This window comes from Ottowia thiooxydans, from assembly GCF_040548795.1.
GTDB lineage: Bacteria > Pseudomonadota > Gammaproteobacteria > Burkholderiales > Burkholderiaceae_C > Ottowia > Ottowia thiooxydans_A.
In genome coordinates this window covers 189,592-207,796 of sequence record NZ_JBEPSH010000004.1, presented here as the reverse complement: position 1 = coordinate 207,796, position 18,205 = coordinate 189,592, and the positions used below count along the sequence as shown (strand labels likewise).

Annotated in this window: 12 protein-coding genes and 1 pseudogene; 10 read left to right on the top strand and 3 right to left on the bottom strand. The window is 56.2% G+C overall.

The features are described from left to right. Window positions 1-227 precede the first annotated feature (227 nt). The 5 genes and pseudogenes from ABIE13_RS10575 to ABIE13_RS10555 all read left to right on the top strand — a co-directional run. Entirely contained in the window at window positions 228-1,424 is a 1,197-nt protein-coding gene (locus tag ABIE13_RS10575) for a phosphoglycerate kinase (protein WP_354443112.1), read from the top strand. Between the two features lie 407 nt (window positions 1,425-1,831). Beyond that, the gene (gene pyk, locus ABIE13_RS10570) at window positions 1,832-3,265 is read left to right on the top strand and encodes a pyruvate kinase (RefSeq protein WP_354443110.1); all 1,434 of its coding nucleotides are present in this window, start codon (window positions 1,832-1,834) and stop codon (window positions 3,263-3,265) included. Window positions 3,266-4,275: 1,010 nt separating this feature from the next. Continuing rightward, window positions 4,276-5,388: a hypothetical protein gene (locus ABIE13_RS10565; protein ID WP_354443108.1), complete on the top strand. Its 1,113-nt coding sequence runs from the start codon at window positions 4,276-4,278 to the stop codon at window positions 5,386-5,388. Then, window positions 5,382-6,386 (top strand): hypothetical protein, encoded by a 1,005-nt coding sequence (locus tag ABIE13_RS10560; RefSeq protein ID WP_354443106.1) that lies wholly within the window; start codon window positions 5,382-5,384, stop codon window positions 6,384-6,386. The genes ABIE13_RS10565 and ABIE13_RS10560 overlap by 7 nt, the downstream gene beginning before the upstream one ends. A 272-nt stretch (window positions 6,387-6,658) precedes the next feature. Then, window positions 6,659-7,039, top strand: a pseudogene (locus ABIE13_RS10555) (pyruvate kinase alpha/beta domain-containing protein); the annotation flags it as partial. Window positions 7,040-7,200: 161 nt separating this feature from the next. Here ABIE13_RS10555 and ABIE13_RS10550 read toward each other — a convergent pair. Then, window positions 7,201-10,302 (bottom strand): DUF11 domain-containing protein, encoded by a 3,102-nt coding sequence (locus ABIE13_RS10550; RefSeq protein WP_354443104.1) that lies wholly within the window; start codon window positions 10,300-10,302, stop codon window positions 7,201-7,203. 613 nt (window positions 10,303-10,915) lie between these two features. On the opposite strand from ABIE13_RS10550, the gene ABIE13_RS10545 reads away from it, so the two are divergent. From ABIE13_RS10545 to ABIE13_RS10535, 3 genes are all read left to right on the top strand, one after another. Beyond that, window positions 10,916-11,194 carry a hypothetical protein gene (locus ABIE13_RS10545; RefSeq protein WP_354443103.1) on the top strand — a complete coding sequence of 93 codons (279 nt, stop codon included), beginning with the start codon at window positions 10,916-10,918 and terminating at the stop codon, window positions 11,192-11,194. Between the two features lie 742 nt (window positions 11,195-11,936). Continuing rightward, on the top strand, window positions 11,937-13,001 hold the full coding sequence (fba, locus tag ABIE13_RS10540) for a class II fructose-bisphosphate aldolase (RefSeq protein WP_354443102.1): 1,065 nt from the start codon (window positions 11,937-11,939) through the stop codon (window positions 12,999-13,001). A gap of 73 nt (window positions 13,002-13,074) precedes the next feature. Then, window positions 13,075-13,989, top strand: coding sequence for a phosphoribosylaminoimidazolesuccinocarboxamide synthase (locus ABIE13_RS10535; protein WP_354443101.1), 915 nt, complete (start codon window positions 13,075-13,077; stop codon window positions 13,987-13,989). Between the two features lie 15 nt (window positions 13,990-14,004). On the opposite strand, the gene ABIE13_RS10530 is transcribed toward ABIE13_RS10535, so the two are convergent. After that, the gene (locus ABIE13_RS10530; RefSeq protein ID WP_354443100.1) at window positions 14,005-14,811 is read right to left on the bottom strand and encodes an aspartate dehydrogenase; all 807 of its coding nucleotides are present in this window, start codon (window positions 14,809-14,811) and stop codon (window positions 14,005-14,007) included. Window positions 14,812-14,903: 92 nt separating this feature from the next. After that, complete coding sequence (locus ABIE13_RS10525; protein ID WP_354443099.1) at window positions 14,904-15,722, bottom strand: IclR family transcriptional regulator; 819 nt, start codon at window positions 15,720-15,722, stop codon at window positions 14,904-14,906. Window positions 15,723-15,870: 148 nt separating this feature from the next. On the opposite strand from ABIE13_RS10525, the gene ABIE13_RS10520 reads away from it, so the two are divergent. Both ABIE13_RS10520 and ABIE13_RS10515 read left to right on the top strand, forming a co-directional pair. Then, the gene (locus tag ABIE13_RS10520) at window positions 15,871-16,824 is read left to right on the top strand and encodes an alpha/beta hydrolase (protein WP_354443098.1); all 954 of its coding nucleotides are present in this window, start codon (window positions 15,871-15,873) and stop codon (window positions 16,822-16,824) included. Further along, window positions 16,821-18,170: an amidase family protein gene (locus ABIE13_RS10515; protein WP_354443097.1), complete on the top strand. Its 1,350-nt coding sequence runs from the start codon at window positions 16,821-16,823 to the stop codon at window positions 18,168-18,170. Before ABIE13_RS10520 ends, ABIE13_RS10515 begins: the two co-directional genes overlap by 4 nt. Window positions 18,171-18,205 lie beyond the last annotated feature (35 nt).

The following is an 18,205-nucleotide window of genomic DNA, read 5'->3' as shown; positions in this document are numbered from 1 at the left end:
AGCGCGAATGTGCTGCGCCTGGGCAATCTCAGGCAGGCGCCCGGGCCAGCTGGGGTGGCTGAGTGGCGAAAAGTCGGCATGCGCTGTGCCAGTTCGGCCTCTGATTGCGCGCTTTCAGAGACTCTTCAATGCCGACTGGATAAGAGTGCGCAGGGGTCATGCCTCGAACTCCCTAAAATTCAGGGGTTCGTCATCATTCTTTCATCAACCCCCCCTCGATTTCCAGCATGAATGTCATCCGCTTCTCCGATCTGTGTGCTCAAGGCAAGGCTCAAGGCCAGCGCGTCTTCATTCGTGCTGACCTCAATGTTCCGCAAAATGAGGCAGGCGCCATCACCGAAGACACCCGCATCCGAGCCAGCGTGCCTTGCATCCGCATGGCGCTGGACGCAGGCGCGGCCGTCATGGTTACCAGCCACCTCGGGCGCCCTACAGAAGGCGTGTTGACGCCTGAAGACTCCTTGGCGCCGGTGGCTGAGCGCCTGACTGAGCTATTGGGTCGCCCTGTTCCGTTGGTGCGTGACTGGACGGACGGCGTACAAGTGGAGCCTGGTCAGGTCGTCCTGCTCGAAAACTGCCGCTGCAATAAGGGCGAGAAAAAGAACGATGAAGTTCTTTCGAGAAAATTGGCTGCACTTTGCGATATTTACGTGAACGATGCCTTTGGCACTGCTCACCGTGCGGAAGCCACCACCTACGGTATTGCACAGTTCGCACCCATCGCCAGCGCAGGCCCCCTGCTGGCTGCTGAGCTCGACGCCTTGCAGAAGGCATTGGCCCAGCCCAAGAGGCCGTTGGTTGCCATTGTGGCTGGCAGCAAAGTCAGCACCAAGCTCACCATCTTGCAAGCGCTGGCTTCCAAGGTCGACCAACTGATCGTAGGCGGCGGCATTGCCAATACCTTCATGTTGGCCCAAGGCCTGCCTATCGGAAAATCATTGGCCGAGCCGGACCTCGTAGACCAGGCCAAGGCTGTGATCGCCGCCATGAAACAGCGCGGCGCTGAAGTGCCGATTCCCACCGACGTGGTCACTGCCAAGGAATTCAAGGCCGATGCGCCGGCAGCGGTCAAGAAGTCGGCCGATGTGGCGCCCGATGACTTGATCCTGGACATAGGGCCCCAAACAGCCGAGCTCCTGGCGTCGCAACTCAAGGCGGCAGGCACCATTGTCTGGAACGGCCCCGTGGGTGTTTTCGAGATGGCTTCTTTCGAAAACGGCACCAAGACCATCGCCAAAGCAATCGCTGGCAGCTCCGCCTTCAGCATCGCTGGTGGCGGTGACACATTGGCAGCCATTGCCAAATACGGCATTGAGAAAGACGTGGGTTACATCTCGACGGGTGGCGGCGCTTTCCTGGAAGTGCTGGAAGGCAAGACATTGCCCGCCTTTGAGATCCTGGCTAAACGCTCTGCTGAGGCTTGAGCGAGCCTTCCTGCGTCTACCCCAGCGAGTTTCTGGGGCTTTGACTTTGCACTGAACGGAGACGAATTTCTGTAGAGAGGCTGTGGAAGCTCTCAGAAAGAGGCGGATGGAACTCAAACGATCCGCCAGTGTGCTGGTTGAATTCCTTTGTACAAAGCATAAGCCGATGGGTTTGGCTATTCCAGGAGAAGAGGTGGTGGAACTGGACTCTTCATAAGGGCTTTCACTGTCCGCACACGCGGTCACACCAGTCCCGGCTGGCGCATGTATCGAGCCTGCCGAACGCTCAGATCCGTGCGAAAGATGCTCAAATGTTCGTGCGGAACATTCCCTGGTTGCGTAGGTTGGTCATCCGACTGCCCCTTGAGCATGCCAGAATGCATATTCACTCAAGGAAAAAGCCCTACATGACCTATCGCGCCACAAAAATCGTTGCCACGCTTGGCCCTGCCTCTAGCGACCCAGTACTTCTGGAGGAAATGATTCGCGCTGGCGTCAATGTGGTGCGTCTGAACTTCAGCCATGGCAAGGCAGAAGACCATATCGAACGCGCCCGCTTGGTGCGTGAAGTCTCCGAGCGTGCGGGGCGCGAAGTGGCGATCATGGCCGATCTTCAGGGGCCCAAAATCCGCGTCGGCAAATTTGCCGATGGCAAGGTCATGCTGGAGCCCGGCGCTGCGTTCGTGCTCGATGCCGGCCGCAAAGAACTTGGCGATCTGGGCGGCGTAGGCCTTGATTACAAAGAGCTGCCGCGTGATGTGAAGGCCGGCGACACACTGCTGCTCAATGATGGCTTGATTGTGCTCACCGTCGATGCAGTGCGGGGCGATGCTGTGCACACCATCGTCAAGATGGGCGGCGAGCTTTCAAACAACAAAGGCATCAACAAGCAAGGCGGCGGTTTGACAGCACCCGCCCTCACCGCCAAGGACATGGAAGACATCAAGACCGCGATGAGCTTCCAGGCAGACTACGTGGCAGTGAGTTTTCCCAAGAATGCCACCGATATGGAAATGGCGCGCCAGCTGTGCACCGTGGCGGCCGCTGAGTACCGCCATAAGCCTTATCTGATCGCTAAGATCGAGCGCGCCGAAGCCATTCCCCGGTTGGCAGAAATCCTCGCAGCCAGCGACGGCATTATGGTGGCGCGTGGCGACCTGGCGGTCGAAGTCGGCAACGCAGCGGTCCCGGCCCTGCAAAAGATGATGATTCGCATGGCGCGAGCCGCCGACAAACTGGTGATCACCGCCACCCAGATGATGGAGAGCATGATCACCAATCCGGTTCCTACTCGCGCGGAGGTAAGCGACGTCGCCAATGCCGTGCTCGACGGTACCGACGCGGTGATGCTGAGCGCCGAAACCGCAGCGGGCAAATACCCCTTGGAGACGGTGCAGCAGATGGCGCAAATCTGCGAGGCTGCCGAGGCGCATGATTCCATGGAGCTAGATGCCGACTTCACCGGCCAGACCTTCACACGCATAGACCAATCCATTGCCATGGGTGCGCTGTTCACGGCCTACCATCTCGGTGCCAAGGCCATTGTGGCACTCACTGATTCTGGGTCTACGGCCCTGTGGATGAGTCGTCACCGCGTGCGCATTCCCATCTACGCCCTCACGCCCAAGATTGGTACGCAGCGCAAGATGGCGCTGTACCGCAACGTGCGTCCCATGCTCATGGACACCAGCGCCCACCGCGATGAAGCCCTGGCGCAAGCCGAAGGTCATCTCAAGCGTCAGGGCGTGGTGGAGACAGGCGATGTTTACGCGATCACCTGCGGCGAACCCATGGGCGCGCCAGGCGGCACCAACATGCTCAAGATTTGCCGCGTGGGTTAACAGACCTCTGGTCAGTATGAGCAACGTGAGCGAGTATTCCCCGCCTGCGGGGCGGGGAAAGAAGTTTGAATCGAACAGGGTGCTGCTCGTTTGCTCATCCTTTACACCCCCCCAATCCGTTCGGGCTGAGCCTGTCGAAGCCTTGCGCAACGCTTCGACAAGCCTGTCCTGAGCTCCGTCAAAGGGCTCAGCGCGAACGGATATTTGGAGTTCCTAAATCATTGAAATTAAAGGACCCAAAGAGCTGTTCGTCGAGAGCACTTAGATCTTCGCTGTCCAGGTTCGTGGACACGCGCGCGACCGATCAGGCGTACTCATGGGGCAGTCTCTCTTAACTCCTTCTCCCGCTGGTGAAACGAAGGAAGTTCGGCTGCGGAAGGGGCGCCAGCGGCGGTTATCGTTGACTGCATTCTGTGACAACGCGACGTATCTCTTACTCTACCGCCGGAGGGAGTGGGTTGGGGCGCCGGACTGAGAGTCCGCAGGATTGGCGTTCATTTAAATAGACCGAGCTGAAGGCTGCAACTCGTCGGGCTACCAGTCCTGAGGCTAAGCGCCAGTATTCATTGGCTTTGCAGATTCTCCTTGTTGACTCTTGGCGGTTACAGCACGATCCAACCGCTTGTTCAAAAGTAGAAGGAAAAACTGTCTCGACTAGGTGGCGTCAAATGGTCGCACGAGTGCCGTGTGTTTCGCCTACTGTCAGCTCGATATGAGTACCTTCGCTGAGACTCCACGGCGCCTAAGCGTTGTGCGCTCTAGCGCCATACCACCAGTCGCCTATTCATTGGTAGCAAGGGGAAGCCAAAACGCAGCCTCGCCCTAGCCCCCCAGCAGCTAGCTAGCGCCAAGCCGTCTTTGCTGATAGCCGACAGGTTGGCGGAAAATGAACACTAAAGATCCAAATAAATGGAACCATTGCTGCTTAATGGTTACTCACGTAGACCTCCGAATAAAACCGCCTTACGGTTCTCTGGAGTTCAAATGTCTAATTTGTCGTCTTAATTTAAATGAAGAAAATATTTAAATATATCATTTTTGCAGTAATTTCCATTTTTCACTTGCATGCCGTCGGAGCTGGATGGGTAGATTCAGCTTCTTTTAATCGTTATGTCGGATGGGCTTGCCAAGTTGGCAACGAAAATCCAATTGGAATTCACATCTGGCGTGACGACGGAATTTTTCTGGGTGGAGGAAATGCTCCGAATCTAAGAGAAAGTGCAGTTGCAAATGCGTGTGGAACCGAAACGCCCAATCATGGTTTTGATATCACATTAAATATTCCGCCAGCAATGGTTGATAATAGGGTGCACGGTGTTAAAGTATTTATGGTATTTGATGGGAAATCAGAGTTAATTGCTAATTCGCCGGTAAATGTTGTATTTGGTGTTTATGATAAAAATCTAGATAAACCAAGTATTGAGGGAGCAGTCGTCGGGCGTGATTTGGATATGAAGGGTTTTGGAAAGTATGGGCATCTTGGAATCTGGGATGGATCGCACGTGATCGAAATGTTAAATGAGGGTGGAAAAAATAAGGTGAAAAGAAGCAGTTGGGAAGATTTTATTGGCAGGACAAAAGTATGGCCGATTGCTTATCCAAAAATCCCAGAGGGAGGTGGAGTGTTTAGAGGAGGTGACTTTAAAGTTGCCGGCTGCTTTGGGGTTTCGTGTTTATCAAAGGGCAGCGCTCTTCCAACTGGCCCTAACATTGAAGGCGTTTACACAACCCTAAGTCCACGTGAGGCGGTTGTGAAAAGAGCCTATCAGATATATTTGATAGGTAGTGCATACACAATAACAGCGCACATTGAGAAAGTATTTCCTGGGAAAGTGACCTACACATATTCTCATTGTAATCCTTACGGCAAAGGAGGCGGAAATTGTCCAATGCGCGTTGTTGTCAATCCAGTGACGGGAAAATATCGATGCGACTCACTTGTACTGGACGCATTCGCAACTTCTGTTATACCTAATTGGGGTTCTTCGGTTGATGCTGAGTATTTAATATTTAATGATAGGGGATATAAGGCTTGGCGGCAAAGAATGGAGTTATTGGTTGATCATTTAAAAGTTAAAACCCCTGAGCGTTTAATGGCGGATTTTAGGAGTTATCAATGGTAAAAAGAATCCTAAGCGTGATAGGGGTGGCTGTCGGATTGTCAGCGGCCTTGTACCTTTTTTACCCTGCCGACGGCAAATTAAAGAATTTGGCTGAAGAGAGCTCGGAAGAGGGCCGGACAGTAGATCCTCGGTCAACTCCTGCCACCAAAACGGTTCAGGGGATGGATTCAAAAATTTCCATGCTTGGCGGAAGGCAAGATATAAAAGATTATCTTTCTGGATACTCTAAAAGTGCTGATAAAGATGAAAAACTTGAATGGATGAATAGGTTGAGTGTTGCTATTGCGAGTATGAAAAGCGGAGGTCTTAAGGATTACTCTTTGAGAGAGCTTTGGTCATTGGCGACGCAAGAAACTGACGATGACGTTAAAGCGTATACTGTGATGAACTACTCCAGGTTGGGTGACCCACTTGTAGCTATCGATTTGCTTAAATCGTCATTTAAAACAGGAGTTATCGATTCGGATGTCTACTATTCTGAGCTTGTGCGTATTTACTTTGGCTCTGATGTGGATGAGAAAATTCGGATTCCCTTGATGATTGAAATTGAGTCGTCTCAAAGCGCATACGCATCCGAAGTAATGTTTTCCATCATTCCAATGAGTGACCTTTCGAAGTTTACTTCAGATGAGTCGGAGAAAATTGCATTTTATCTAGAAAGTCGTAAACCAAAATTTCCAGTCATTTTTTCAGACCTTGGGTACTCGTCCACGCTAATTTATAATAATTGGTTATACTCGGTTGCGGCAGTTAATACGGGAAATAATGAAAGCACTGCGGTGGGGCAGTATTTGGTGTCTCGATTCAAGGACGGGTTTGCAGATCCTCGTGAAGCTCTTTCAATGCTGATGAGTGATCAGTTTCGGGCAGAGGTGACGCCAAAGGATTTTATTGAATCCAAGAAGATTTTTTTGAAGGAAGCTGAAAGGTATGCCAACGCATATCCGAATAATCGGATTGTTCAAATTCTTGGGATGTCCTCTAGCGCCACTAATTGAGCATTTTTTTGCTGTTTAACGTAAAGGGCGCCGCAAAAGACAGGTTTCGCTAGCGCATAGCCTGAGGAACCAGGCTGGTGTGCTGAGCTTCGAAATTCTCATATTTCGTTTATTCAGAAAAAACCGGCCAGGCCGGTTTTTTTGTTTAAAGCCGAGTGTCCTTCTCAATTTCAAAGGCGACTCTTGGTTCGTTTTTTTGGTCCAGGCCACCCACCCAAGGAGGAGTGCTAGAGCCGTCACTGTCAGGTTAAGACAGCGTCGGTACCGTGGTCACCGGCCAGACCTTCACACGCATAGACCAGTCCATTGCCATGGGCGCGCTGTTCACGGCCTACCATCTCGGTGCCAAGGCCATTGTGGCGCTCACTGATTCTGGGTCTATGGCCCTGTGGATGAGTCGTCACCGCGTGCGCATTCCCATCTACGCCCTCACGCCCAAGATTGGTACGCAGCGCAAGATGGCGCTGTACCGCAACGTGCGTCCCATGCTCATGGACACCAGCGCCCACCGCGATGAAGCCCTGGCGCAAGCCGAAGGTCATCTCAAGCGTCAGGGCGTGGTGGAGACAGGCGATGTTTACGCGATCACCTGCGGCGAACCCATGGGCGCGCCCGGCGGCACCAACATGCTCAAGATTTGCCGCGTCGGCTAAGGGGACGGGGCCTCCCGCGCCTGCCAGACGCGCCAATGCCTCCAGCGGCAGCTGAGGCAACGCCAACGCGGCGATCACCGGCCTTGTAATCCAGCCCAGAACCTCCAATAGCAGGGCGCATTCAGTGCGAAGACGCCCTGCCGTGGAAGGCTTTCAATTCCTTATCGGCGGCCCCCGACTCGCCGACGCTGCTGGTACAACAGGAACATCATCAGGCTCAGCAGCAGCAGCAGCGCCGGTTTATCCAAACCAGGCACCGGCTCCACTGTGGAAGGTCCAGTCGAGGCCACGGAAGCACTGGATGGATTGTTGCCCGCAGCAGGATCCGAGCCGCCGTTGTCGTCGTTGTCAGCGCCTGTACCTCCGGTCACCACAATGCTGTTGGTTCCGCCAACAGGCATCATGAAGACCACAGTGCAAGTCAAACTGCCATTGGGCGCCAGATTGCCAGGCGCACCACAACTGGGAGTGGGACTGCCAGGCAAACTGGCGGCATTGGGCACGCTGCAGAAGGCATTCTGGGCTGTGGCGCTGCTGCTGGCGTTGGTGCAAGTGACGGTACAACTGACCATACGACCATAGGCCGCGGATGCGGGCGAACACGTCGTCGTGCTGATCATGTCCGCGCGCGCGGTCAATGCAAACAGATTGCCCGTCGAACCTGCGAGCGGCACTGAGATGTCGACCGTCAAGGCGGCTGTACTTCCAGCCACGCCAGTATTGAGCGGACCCGTAGTCGCCGGCTCGCCCGTCTGCCCAGTCTGGGTGTACCTCGCTTGATAGCCTGCGGCCGGTGTCGTAGTCACCTGGCACGAGGCCATGGCCGGTACGTCAGCGAAACTGAAGTAGCCGACGCTGTCTGTCGTAGCCGTGATGGGCCCGAAGTCAGGGGTGGTGCAAGTAAGAGTGACCGTTTGCGCGGGCACACCGGGGTCGATGGCAGAGCCGTCGTCTACGGCGTTCAAAGGCGCACTCGCTTCGACATAGATACGCCCTGAGACCGGTACCAACTGGTTGACCATGGTGCTCGCGCAGGAGCGGTTGGCATCGGCTTCACACTGGTTTTCAACCACGGGCGATTGGAAACCGGCGGCAGGGTTGGTCAGTCCCACTGAGTTGATCACCGCGGTGTTAAGCGAGGCATCGGCGGCGACGGTCGCGCTGACCGTCAATGTCTTGCTGGTGCCAGGTGCCAGATCGAGAGTCCAGCTCACTTGACCACCGGTTGTGGCGCCATTGTGTACACCGCCGTCACTGGCAGACACGAAAACCGAACCGGGGGCAAGCGTATCAGAGATGGGCACTCCGATTGCGGTCAGGGGGCCGGCGTTGCTCACCGTGATCCCATAGGTCAGAGTGTCGCCCCGGGATGCCGTTGCGCGGTCGACTACCTTGCGCAGCGTGAGCTGGCTGTCATCTGTGCCGCGCAAGCCGACAGGACGGCCGTCGACTGGAAGCATGGAGTCGCCGCTGGCGTAGGCGGCAATCGCGGCGGCGTTGTTGTAGGCCATCTGGGCGCGTGTAAGTGTCCCAGTCGTGACGTTGAATTCCACCGCAACGGAGCTTCCAGCAGGATAGAGTTGCGTGGACATGACTTTGATCGCCTTGACCCCAGCCATGCCTCCCGGCACTGAAGCCACATTCGTGACCCAGTTGTTGGCGCACCCTGCGGACTGCGTTGGGTAGACGTCAGATCGGCACGCATTGCTCGAGCCTGAATACTGGACCGTGACCCCGGTAGGCAAGGGCGTCACCATCCCGGCGAACACGACGGGGAATTGGCTGTTGCGCGGAACGCTGCTCGCGGTGCGTGAGTCACCCAGATCAGGCAAAACATCATAGAAAACCACGTTCTGCAAGTTTGTTCCACCGGTGTTGGTCCAGCGAATTCGATACCGGGCAGAGCCGCCCGTGAGTGAAATGTTGCCCGCCTCGCCAAAGTTTTGGTAGAGCCCGTCCAGATTGCCCCGAACCTGCTTGTCGATGTCGTAGGAACCAGCGCCTGTTCCTGGACGAGCTACGCTCATCGAAAACTGACAATTGGGGGTGTTAACGCCGAACCCGCTCTCGTTGATCGGGTCTGTCGCGCTGTACGTGTTCGCCACGTTGACGACATGGCGGCATGTCGCCGAGACATTCGGAATGCCGGGGGCGAAAATTTTGACGGTGTTCTCATAGGTGCCGGGTTGCACTTCAGTGTGCAAGTAAAGGGGCGTTGTGCCGCCACTGTTCGGTGCGGGCGTACCGGAAGGGCGGGATGCCAGGTCCGTCAGAACGGTGAACTCGCCAATACCCAGTGGGAATGTAGGTCCGGGGGATGGATTGCCGGGCCGGTTGGGTGGTATGGCAATGCGTACCAATTGCCGCCCGGTGCCTAGATAGTTGTCAATGATGGTCCAGGGCGCATCCACGCGGTGCACCAGGACGCTCGAGCTGCCTTGGTTCACGCGCATCCGAATGGTGGGTTGGAAAGCGCTGCCTGGGTCTGCAGGATTCGTTCTGTAGAAATTCGGAACCGACATGCCTAATGGAAGCAAGTCCGTGATGATGATCTCGCTTTCTATGGGTTCCACAGAAATCACGGAGGCGTTGAGTGCCAGCCCTGTGTAGGGGCCGCCATTGGCGCCGGTCGGGTCGTACAAGCCAATAGGGCTGACCGATGCGGATCCACCAGTAAAGTTCTTGAAGACCCCGATCTGTTTGACCGGCCGCTGCACGGCGAAATTTGCCGTGGCTGGCGCAGATTGATGACGAGCCGTGGTCTCGTTCTGCCAAAAAGCCCGAAGGTAGGCATTATTCAGAACTGTGACTCGGTTAAATCCACCTGCATTGGGAAGTAGATGGGTATCAGTTAATTGATCTGCGTACCCGTAAATCCATGATTGAAGTTGAAACCCCGCAGTGGATGCTTCTGGAAAAGACGCAATTGCAGGATGTTTGGGGTAGATGATCATCGCCACAGCCCCCGCGATATTCGCCGGGATTGGGAAGTTCATATCCGGGCTCAGGCCAGTTGGATCACTGCTGTCTAAAGGAACTTGAGTTCCATTGGTCAACACCGCAATGGGGCGCCAACCGGCGGCATAGGCCACGCCGTAGCCATAAGTAGGATACCCGGAAACCGATCTAGGCCTTACTGTGAACAATTCCGGGTGAAATGCAGGACTGGTGCAAATACTGCCCAATGGATCTGCCGACAAGGTGGCAATAGGAAGGGATGAATAACGACCAATGGTACTGTCATAATTATTGAGACAGGGCATGGGGTCAAATATTTGGGGCTGATAACCTGATGCCAACTGAGTCATATTAACAGTAAGCGTGTAATAAGCTTCTGATGTACTGCTACCGGGTGCGGATGAGTTCCAGTTTCCAGGATACGTGTAGCTAGGATTGGCCGGATAAGGCGCGTTTGCTGACTTGCTAATGATATTGCCTACAGGAGGTGGATCGTAATAAGCAGTCAAGCTCGAAGTCGCGTTCTTATTTTCAGTGGTGGCGCTATCTATACTGCTGTAGTTTGCTGTGGCGTTATTGGTGATAAGCCCGGAGGGAGCTGGAACCACGGGTACTGAGGGTGACTCGCTTCCATCGTTGACCCTGGCCGTAATGGTGTAGAAACTCGTTGAATTGACTGTGACCCCTGCCCCGGAATTGGCTTCCTGGCATCGAGCAGGAAATGGCGAATTAAGTGGGTGACTACTGGAAGGTGGAACGGAGGCATTCCATGTGACCGTTCGATTTATTGGGTTATATAATCCGGGTGGGTTTGAAGACACGTAGCTTACCGTGTTTGGCAAGGTGTCAATAATTTCGAACTGGTCTAGATACAAGTCGCCAACAGTCGTTCCGCGGATATCACAAAAGGCAGTGACGGTGAAAACAACTGTATCCCCAATTCGCGCCACAGTACCGGTAGCATTGCCGTTGGTTTGTTTTGTAAGCTGGAAAAGCAGGGAGGCTGTTGCGGTAGAGGTTCTGGCTTCGGATATGACCGGGGCGATGTTTGAACCTGTCATGCTGGCCTGTATGGTCCAGGTCGTATTATTGGGGGTCGTATTGCTGGGGGGTGTCAAATTCAGCAAGAAGGCGACTGACGAACCCGAAGTGGTGATTGATGGTGGAAGGGTTATGACAAGATTGCCTCCCACATAATTGTTCGTGCTCCCATTAGGCAAACCAGTAATGGTTCTGGGCCATGCCGCTACATTGGCGGCTAAAGGGATGGTGATGACCAGATTGTTGCAGCTCGAATCACTGCTTCCCCCCTGGCTGCAGGTGAAGTTAATGGAATAGGTGAAAATGCGGCCGGTTTCCTGGGTCGCTGCGGTCACTTGCTGGACGGCGATGGCCCCCACGGCAGCATGGGCGACATGGCTGCCAAGTAAAAATACCCCTAAAACGAAGTAATAGAGATAGTTTCTAAATGAGCGAAACCATTCAATTTTTGAAAGGACTCGCGCGATCCAGTATTTGTGCATCTCATTACCCTCTTTGATCTCATTTGGATAGTGCAAGCAATCCACCACTGCGCCTCGCTCGTTGGAGGGGGATCGCGCGCTCGGCACGCCACGTTCGCGTGCAGTTCAGTGCTGATTTGTAACTATAAATTACACTTGAGCTTCATTATGCGAGGCTCTTGGGAAAGTTCCTACGTATTTCCCGCAGGTCGGCAGTAGAGAGTTGCTAATTGCCAATAAATTCTCATGCAGGCACCAGGTGTGCGCCGAACCTGGCCTGGGGGGAGGTGTGGTTCGAAAGAGGACATGGCGTGCGAGGGCCTGCTGCGCTTGCCGGCAGGTAGGGGAATCTTCGCGTTCGGAAGGTAAAATGCACAGTTCCTCAGGGTTTGCTGTTGTCGTAGCCCTTTTCCCACCTTTCCTCGACGAACCCCACCATGCCTCTCGTTTCCATGCGCGAACTGCTCGATCACGCAGCAGCCAACAATTACGGCATTCCAGCCTTCAACGTGAACAACCTGGAACAGGTGCAGGCAGTGATGTCGGCCGCTGATGAGGTGGGCGCGCCTGTCATCCTGCAGGCCAGCGCAGGGGCGCGCAAATATGCGGGCGAGAGCTTCATCAAGCATTTGATCGCGGCCGCAGCAGAGGCCTACCCGCACATTCCGCTGGTCATGCACCAGGATCACGGTACCAGCCCGGAAATTTGCCAAGGCGCTCTCGGATTGGGCTTTGGCTCGGTCATGATGGACGGCTCGCTCAGAGCCGACGGCAAAACGCCGGCAGATTTTGACTACAACGTCGACGTTACTCGCCAGGTCGTTGCCATGGCCCATAAGCTGGGCGCCACGGTGGAAGGCGAACTCGGGTGCCTGGGTAGCCTGGAAACTGGCGAGGCAGGTGAAGAAGACGGCGTGGGCGCAGTAGGCAAGCTCAGCCATGACCAGATGCTGACCGACCCTGAGGAAGCCGCGCAATTTGTCAAGGCGACTCAGCTTGACGCTCTGGCCATTGCCATTGGCACCAGCCATGGCGCGTACAAATTCACGCGCCCACCCACAGGTGATGTGCTGGCCATTGCCCGCGTCAAGGAAATCCATTCTCGTATTCCCAACACCCACCTGGTGATGCACGGGTCGTCTTCTGTTCCGCAGGAACTGCTGGCTCTGATCAACCAGTATGGCGGCAAGATGAAGGAAACCTACGGCGTGCCGGTGTCCGAGATCCAGGAAGCTATCAAGCATGGCGTACGCAAGATCAACATCGATACCGACGTCCGCTTGGCCATGACCGCTGCAGTACGCCAATTCCAGGCGCAAAACCCCGACAAGTTCGACATGCGCGAATGGATGAAGCCCGCACGCGAAGCAGCCAAGGCCATCTGCAAGCAACGCTACCTCGAGTTCGGATGCGAAGGCCAGGGCGCCAAGGTCAAAGGCGTGTCGCTCTCAGTGATGGCTGACAGGTACGCCAAAGGCGAGTTGGCACAGCAGGTGAAGTAAGAACTGCTCAGTGCAAAAGCTGCTGGTCTTCAAGGCCCGCAGCTTTTTTTAATGCGATTGCAAGGACCCACTCATGACCGCCGCTTCCCCGAACACCTCTGCTCTGCACACCAGCTCCCTGCAAAGCCTGCCGTTGCTCGCGCGCGGCAAGGTTCGGGACAACTACGCCGTTGGCAACGACCGCATTCTGATGGTTGCCAGCGACCGCATCAGTGCATTTGACGTCATCATGGGCGAGCCTATTCCTGGCAAGGGAGAATTGTTGACCCAGATGGCGCTCTGGTGGTTTGATCAGCTCAAGGGCATTGTGCCCAACCACTTGACGGGTGATGCTCCAGAGAGCGTGGTCTCTGCCGACGAGGTGGCGCAAGTCACCGGCCGCAGCATGCTGGTCAAGCGTCTGAAGCCCATCCCCGTAGAGGCGGTGGTGCGCGGTTACCTGGCCGGCAGCGGCTGGAAGGAATACCAGGAGAGCCGCTCTGTCTGTGGTGTGTCGCTTCCTGAAGGTTTGAAGAACGCCAGCAAGCTGCCGCATTCGATCTACACGCCCGCCGCCAAGGCGGAAATGGGCGAGCACGATGAGAACATCACCTTCGAGCGCACGGTTGAGATGATCGGCCAGGAGCTGGCCGAGAAGATTCGCGATATCAGCATCCAACTCTATGAGCGTGCTGCCGCTATCGCCTTGAAAAAGGGCATCATCATTGCCGACACCAAATTCGAGTTCGGCTTGGATGATGCAGGCGAGTTGGTGCTGATGGATGAAGTGCTGACACCGGATTCATCGCGCTACTGGCCTGCAGACAGCTACCGGGAAGGAGTCAATCCGCCCAGTTTCGACAAGCAATTCCTGCGCGACTGGCTGGAGCAGGCCGAGGTAGATGGCCAGCCTTGGGGTAAATCACCACCTGCCCCCGTCTTGCCATCGCAAGTGATCGCAGGAACGGCCGCCAAATACCGTGAGGCGATGGAGCGGCTGACGGCCTGATTAGTCTGAGCGGCTTTAGGCCAGCCGCAACGCGTTGGGGCCACCGCGAAGGTAGGCGACGATGCTGTAGGCCGTGCTGCTCGAAGTCTTCGGGTTGGACGCAGAAGGCAGTGCTTCTGTTTCAAATTCAAATCGACCCAAGGGGCTGGTGCCATCCAGGCGGTGGCGATTGACCAGAGCATCCGGGTCGGCGATGAGCCGCACGGAGGTTTTTTCCATGCCTATGCCCGCGAGAGCCACCGTGGCGGCCACATTGGCGTTCTTGGGGTAGGCCAGCGCAACCTCTCGGGCACTGCCTTCGAAAATCACCGTGGGGCCAGTCAGTGTGCTGAGATCGAACTGTTCCGCAGCAGGGGTTCCTTCCCACGCCCTGGCCGGCTTGATCCCCGTGTAGCAAACGGTTTGCAAACCGGCTGCCTTGGCACTCGTGAGCGCGTCCATGGCAGCCATGGCGCCATTGAAGACGAGAAGGCGCTTGCCGCTTTCATGGGCCGCTGCCCGCAGTTGTTTCAGCAGAGTCTCATCAGCCAGTGCGCCCGATGAGATCAAGCCGAAATCTCGACCCTGCGACAGTACCAGACGACCATACATGGAAACTGCAGCGTGGCCGGCGGTTTCGATGACCAGCCCCACATGGTCCGGCAATAAGTCCAGGTGGTCGATGACATGCACGCCGGGCGGAACCATGGCGTTGTACTGCTCCACCTTGCCAGGCCGGACCACAACATGGATGCTTCTTGTGGTGCCCATTTCCTTGACGAGTTCCTGCACCACAGTCTGTGCGGTGCCACCGTATCCAATAAGGGCGATCGATTGCATCATGATTCTTGAGACGAAAGTGAACGATGCATGACAAGTCAGTGCTCATGCAGCGATGGAAAAAATACCGACGGAGATTTATCCGAGAACTGGGCTCACGAGTTTTCCGCACTGAGTTGCCCGGCGTACAGAGTGGCCAGGCGGCTGGCAGCCGTTTTCAGGGCTTGGGTCATGGCCGCTTTGTCGGTGTGTTTCATGCGATCTGTCGGGCCCACCAGGGACACCGAGAGAATCACGCCCACCTGAGCCAGGGGAACCGGAGCCGCGACCGCGATCAGTCCGCGGTCGATTTCTTCCATGCACCATGCAATGCCGGTGCGGCGTACTTTCTCCAGTTCAGCTCGCAGCGCTTCGACGGTAGTCAGTGTCCTGGGCGTCAGCGCCGGAAGCGGCTCGGTGCAGATCTGCCGGACCAGGTCATCGGGTTGAAAGGCAAGGATGGCCTTGGCTGATGCCGCGGCATGGGGAGGCATCAGATGGCCCGGGTTGACGTAGCCGTACCAGTCCCTGGGTGGCGTCATCATCATGATGCTCTCGATCTTCGTGCCGCGCAGCATGCTGAGGAATGCCGTTTCGTGGAACTGCTCCGCCAGTTCGCGCAGGATGCCTTGGGAGAGGGTAGCCAGGCGATTGGGTGATGCGGCTGCTCCCAGCAAACGCCCGATGCGTGGCCCCAACCAATAGATGCGTCTGGCCGAAGAGCCTTCGTCGGCTTCATTCAATGGCGGATCGGTCTCCAGGCATCCCGCGTGAAGCAGGCCACTGAGCAGTCGATGCAGCGTGGCTTTGGGAAGCCCCAGGCTTTCCCTCATCTTGCTGAAGACCAGGCCTTCGGGGTGCTGGCTGAGTAATTCCATGATCAACAGCTGCCTCTCCAGGACAGCTGGTGCTTTGGGATCAGTCGAAGTTTCCATGGTTTATTGAAGCACAAGGTCGGGTTGACCCAAAAAAGCGTTCAAGTTTTTCTTGACGGCATTGTGACAGCAAAAGCATAATAGTTCCGAATATCGATAGTGTAGTTCCGAATTTCGAGACTATCAACGAAGTCAACACAGAAAAACGATGAGCAACAGTACGGCGTTAATCTGGGACCGGGCAGGGCATCTGGTTCGAGTCATTTCTCCATCAGGGGTGGAGATGTGCGGCTTTCACACGCGTGCCCGAAGCGACGCGCCCTTGCTGCTGTGCCTGCACGGTTTGAGTGGTCATCTGGATACGAGCTTCGTCTTCGAGTTCTTCAAGACCACCTCGCCCTTGAGCACGTTTCATGTGTTGTCCATCGCTTCCAGCGGCCAGGGCAACATCTCCATGGCACGCCAGGGCCATCTGCTGGAATACCGACTGGGTGGCTCCGCCTATGAGCGCTTTGAAGAAAGCGTGGGTGACCTGGCGACCTGGATCGACTACGCGACCAAGTGCACCTCCGGGCCCATCATTCTTCTGGGGCATTCACTGGGCGCATCCAAGGTCACCCACTATCTGGCTCAAACCCAGGATGCGCGGGTCAAGGGCCTGGTGCTGGCTTCCGCTCCGGATCTCAAGGGCGCGTTTGTGGCCTTGCACGGAAAGCAGCGCTTTGAAAACTTCATGGCTGAGGCACGCGCCAAGGTAGCGCAAGGAGAGGGCCGCAGTCTCATGGGTGAAGACTGCGTCATCGGCTTGCTGCGCCAGCGTGTGTCGGCGCAGACCTTGCTGGACCGTTTCGAAGAGGCGAGTGCAGCAGACACGTTTGATTTCTTTGGCCGTGAATCTTCGACCGCATTTCTTGCGCTGGAGCAGGTCACGACGCCCATACTCGCGGTGTACGGGCAGCACGGTGAAATTGTCGGTGAAAGCGGGACGGCCTCGGCCTTGGGACTTCTGAAAAAGAAGGCCGTGCGTGCAGCTTCATTTGAGAGCCTCATCGTTGCAGGCAACCACTGGTACATGGGTGCAGAGGCCGCTCTGGCCACTGAATTGGCACGATGGGCGGCTACACAGGTCGTGGGCGCACCGGCTTTGGAAGTTCGCGCATGACCACCACCATGGCCAGCCTCTCAAGTGCTTACAGCGCCCGGACCACCAATCCGATCGATGTACTGGAAGCCTGCATTGATCGCCTACAGAACGAGAGTGCGAATGCTCCAGGCGTGATCACCTCGCTCACGCTTGAGCGAGCCCGGACTTCTGCCCGGGCCAGCGCAGCGCGCTGGCGCAAGGGGCGCCCACTGAGCGCGGTGGATGGTCTGCCCATGGTCTGGAAAGACGTGTTCGACATCTCGGGCCAGATCACCACCTGTGGCTCCGCTGTCAGGGAGCACGCACGTTGCGCAACAGAAGACGCTGCGCTGGTCGAACAGTTGGAGGCGCTTGGCGTGCTCAGCGTCGCCAAGACCGGGCTGAGTGAATTTGCCTATTCTGGTCTGGGCATCAATTCCTTTGCCGGAACACCGGTCAACCCCTGGGATCCGAAGACACCGCGAATCGTAGGGGGTTCTTCTTCCGGCAGTGCCGCTGCGGTGATTCGTGGGTGGGTGCCGCTTGGCATGGGTTCGGATACCTCGGGCTCGCTGCGCGTGCCGGCAGCGTTCACAGGTCTGGTGGGTTTCAAGCCCAGTCATGGAAGGTACAGGACTGGCGGAATGTTTCCACTGGCACCCTCGCTGGACACCGCGGGCCCGCTGGTGCGAGACGTCGGTGACGTGCGCTTGCTGGACACCGTGCTGACAGGCTCGCCAGTGCAAACCCTGGACCTCAGCGACTGCACATTCATAGTTCCCAAAGGGCGCGCGCTGGCGGTCAACACGAACGAAGTACAGGCTGTTTTCGATGGCGTGGTAAGCCTGCTTCGCAAGCAAGGCTTGAAGGTCGTGGAGCGCGAGTTCGCCGCGTTTGAAAAAACGCGTGAACTGTTCGATCAGCATGGCACTTTGGTCGCCGTGGAAGCCACCCAGGTGCACCGTGAACTGTTGCACAGCGATCGTCTCAACCTGGTCGACCCGCGTGTGGCCGCCAGAATGAAGCTGGGCGCTCAGTTGAGCGATGCGTCTTCGGCAGAGATACGCGCACGGCGCATGCCCCTGCTTGCCCAATCGCTGGCTGATCTGCCAACTGGCGAAATACTGATCTATCCAACGGTCTGCATGACGGCTCCGGAGATTGGGCCGCTCAATGATGATGCCGCGTGGTTCGCCGCTTGCAATGCACGCGTTCTTCAGAACACCATGCTCGCGAGCTACCTCGACATGCCTACGCTAAGCCTGCCCGCGGAGCTGGCAGCCAATGGCTTGCCCGTGGGAATTTCCGTCAGCATGACTACCGGATGCGACGCTCTGCTGCTTGGCGTGGCACAGCAATTGCAAGACAGGTTGAGAGCCGGGTAACCCATCATCCTTATTCACCTTCAACACAAAACCAT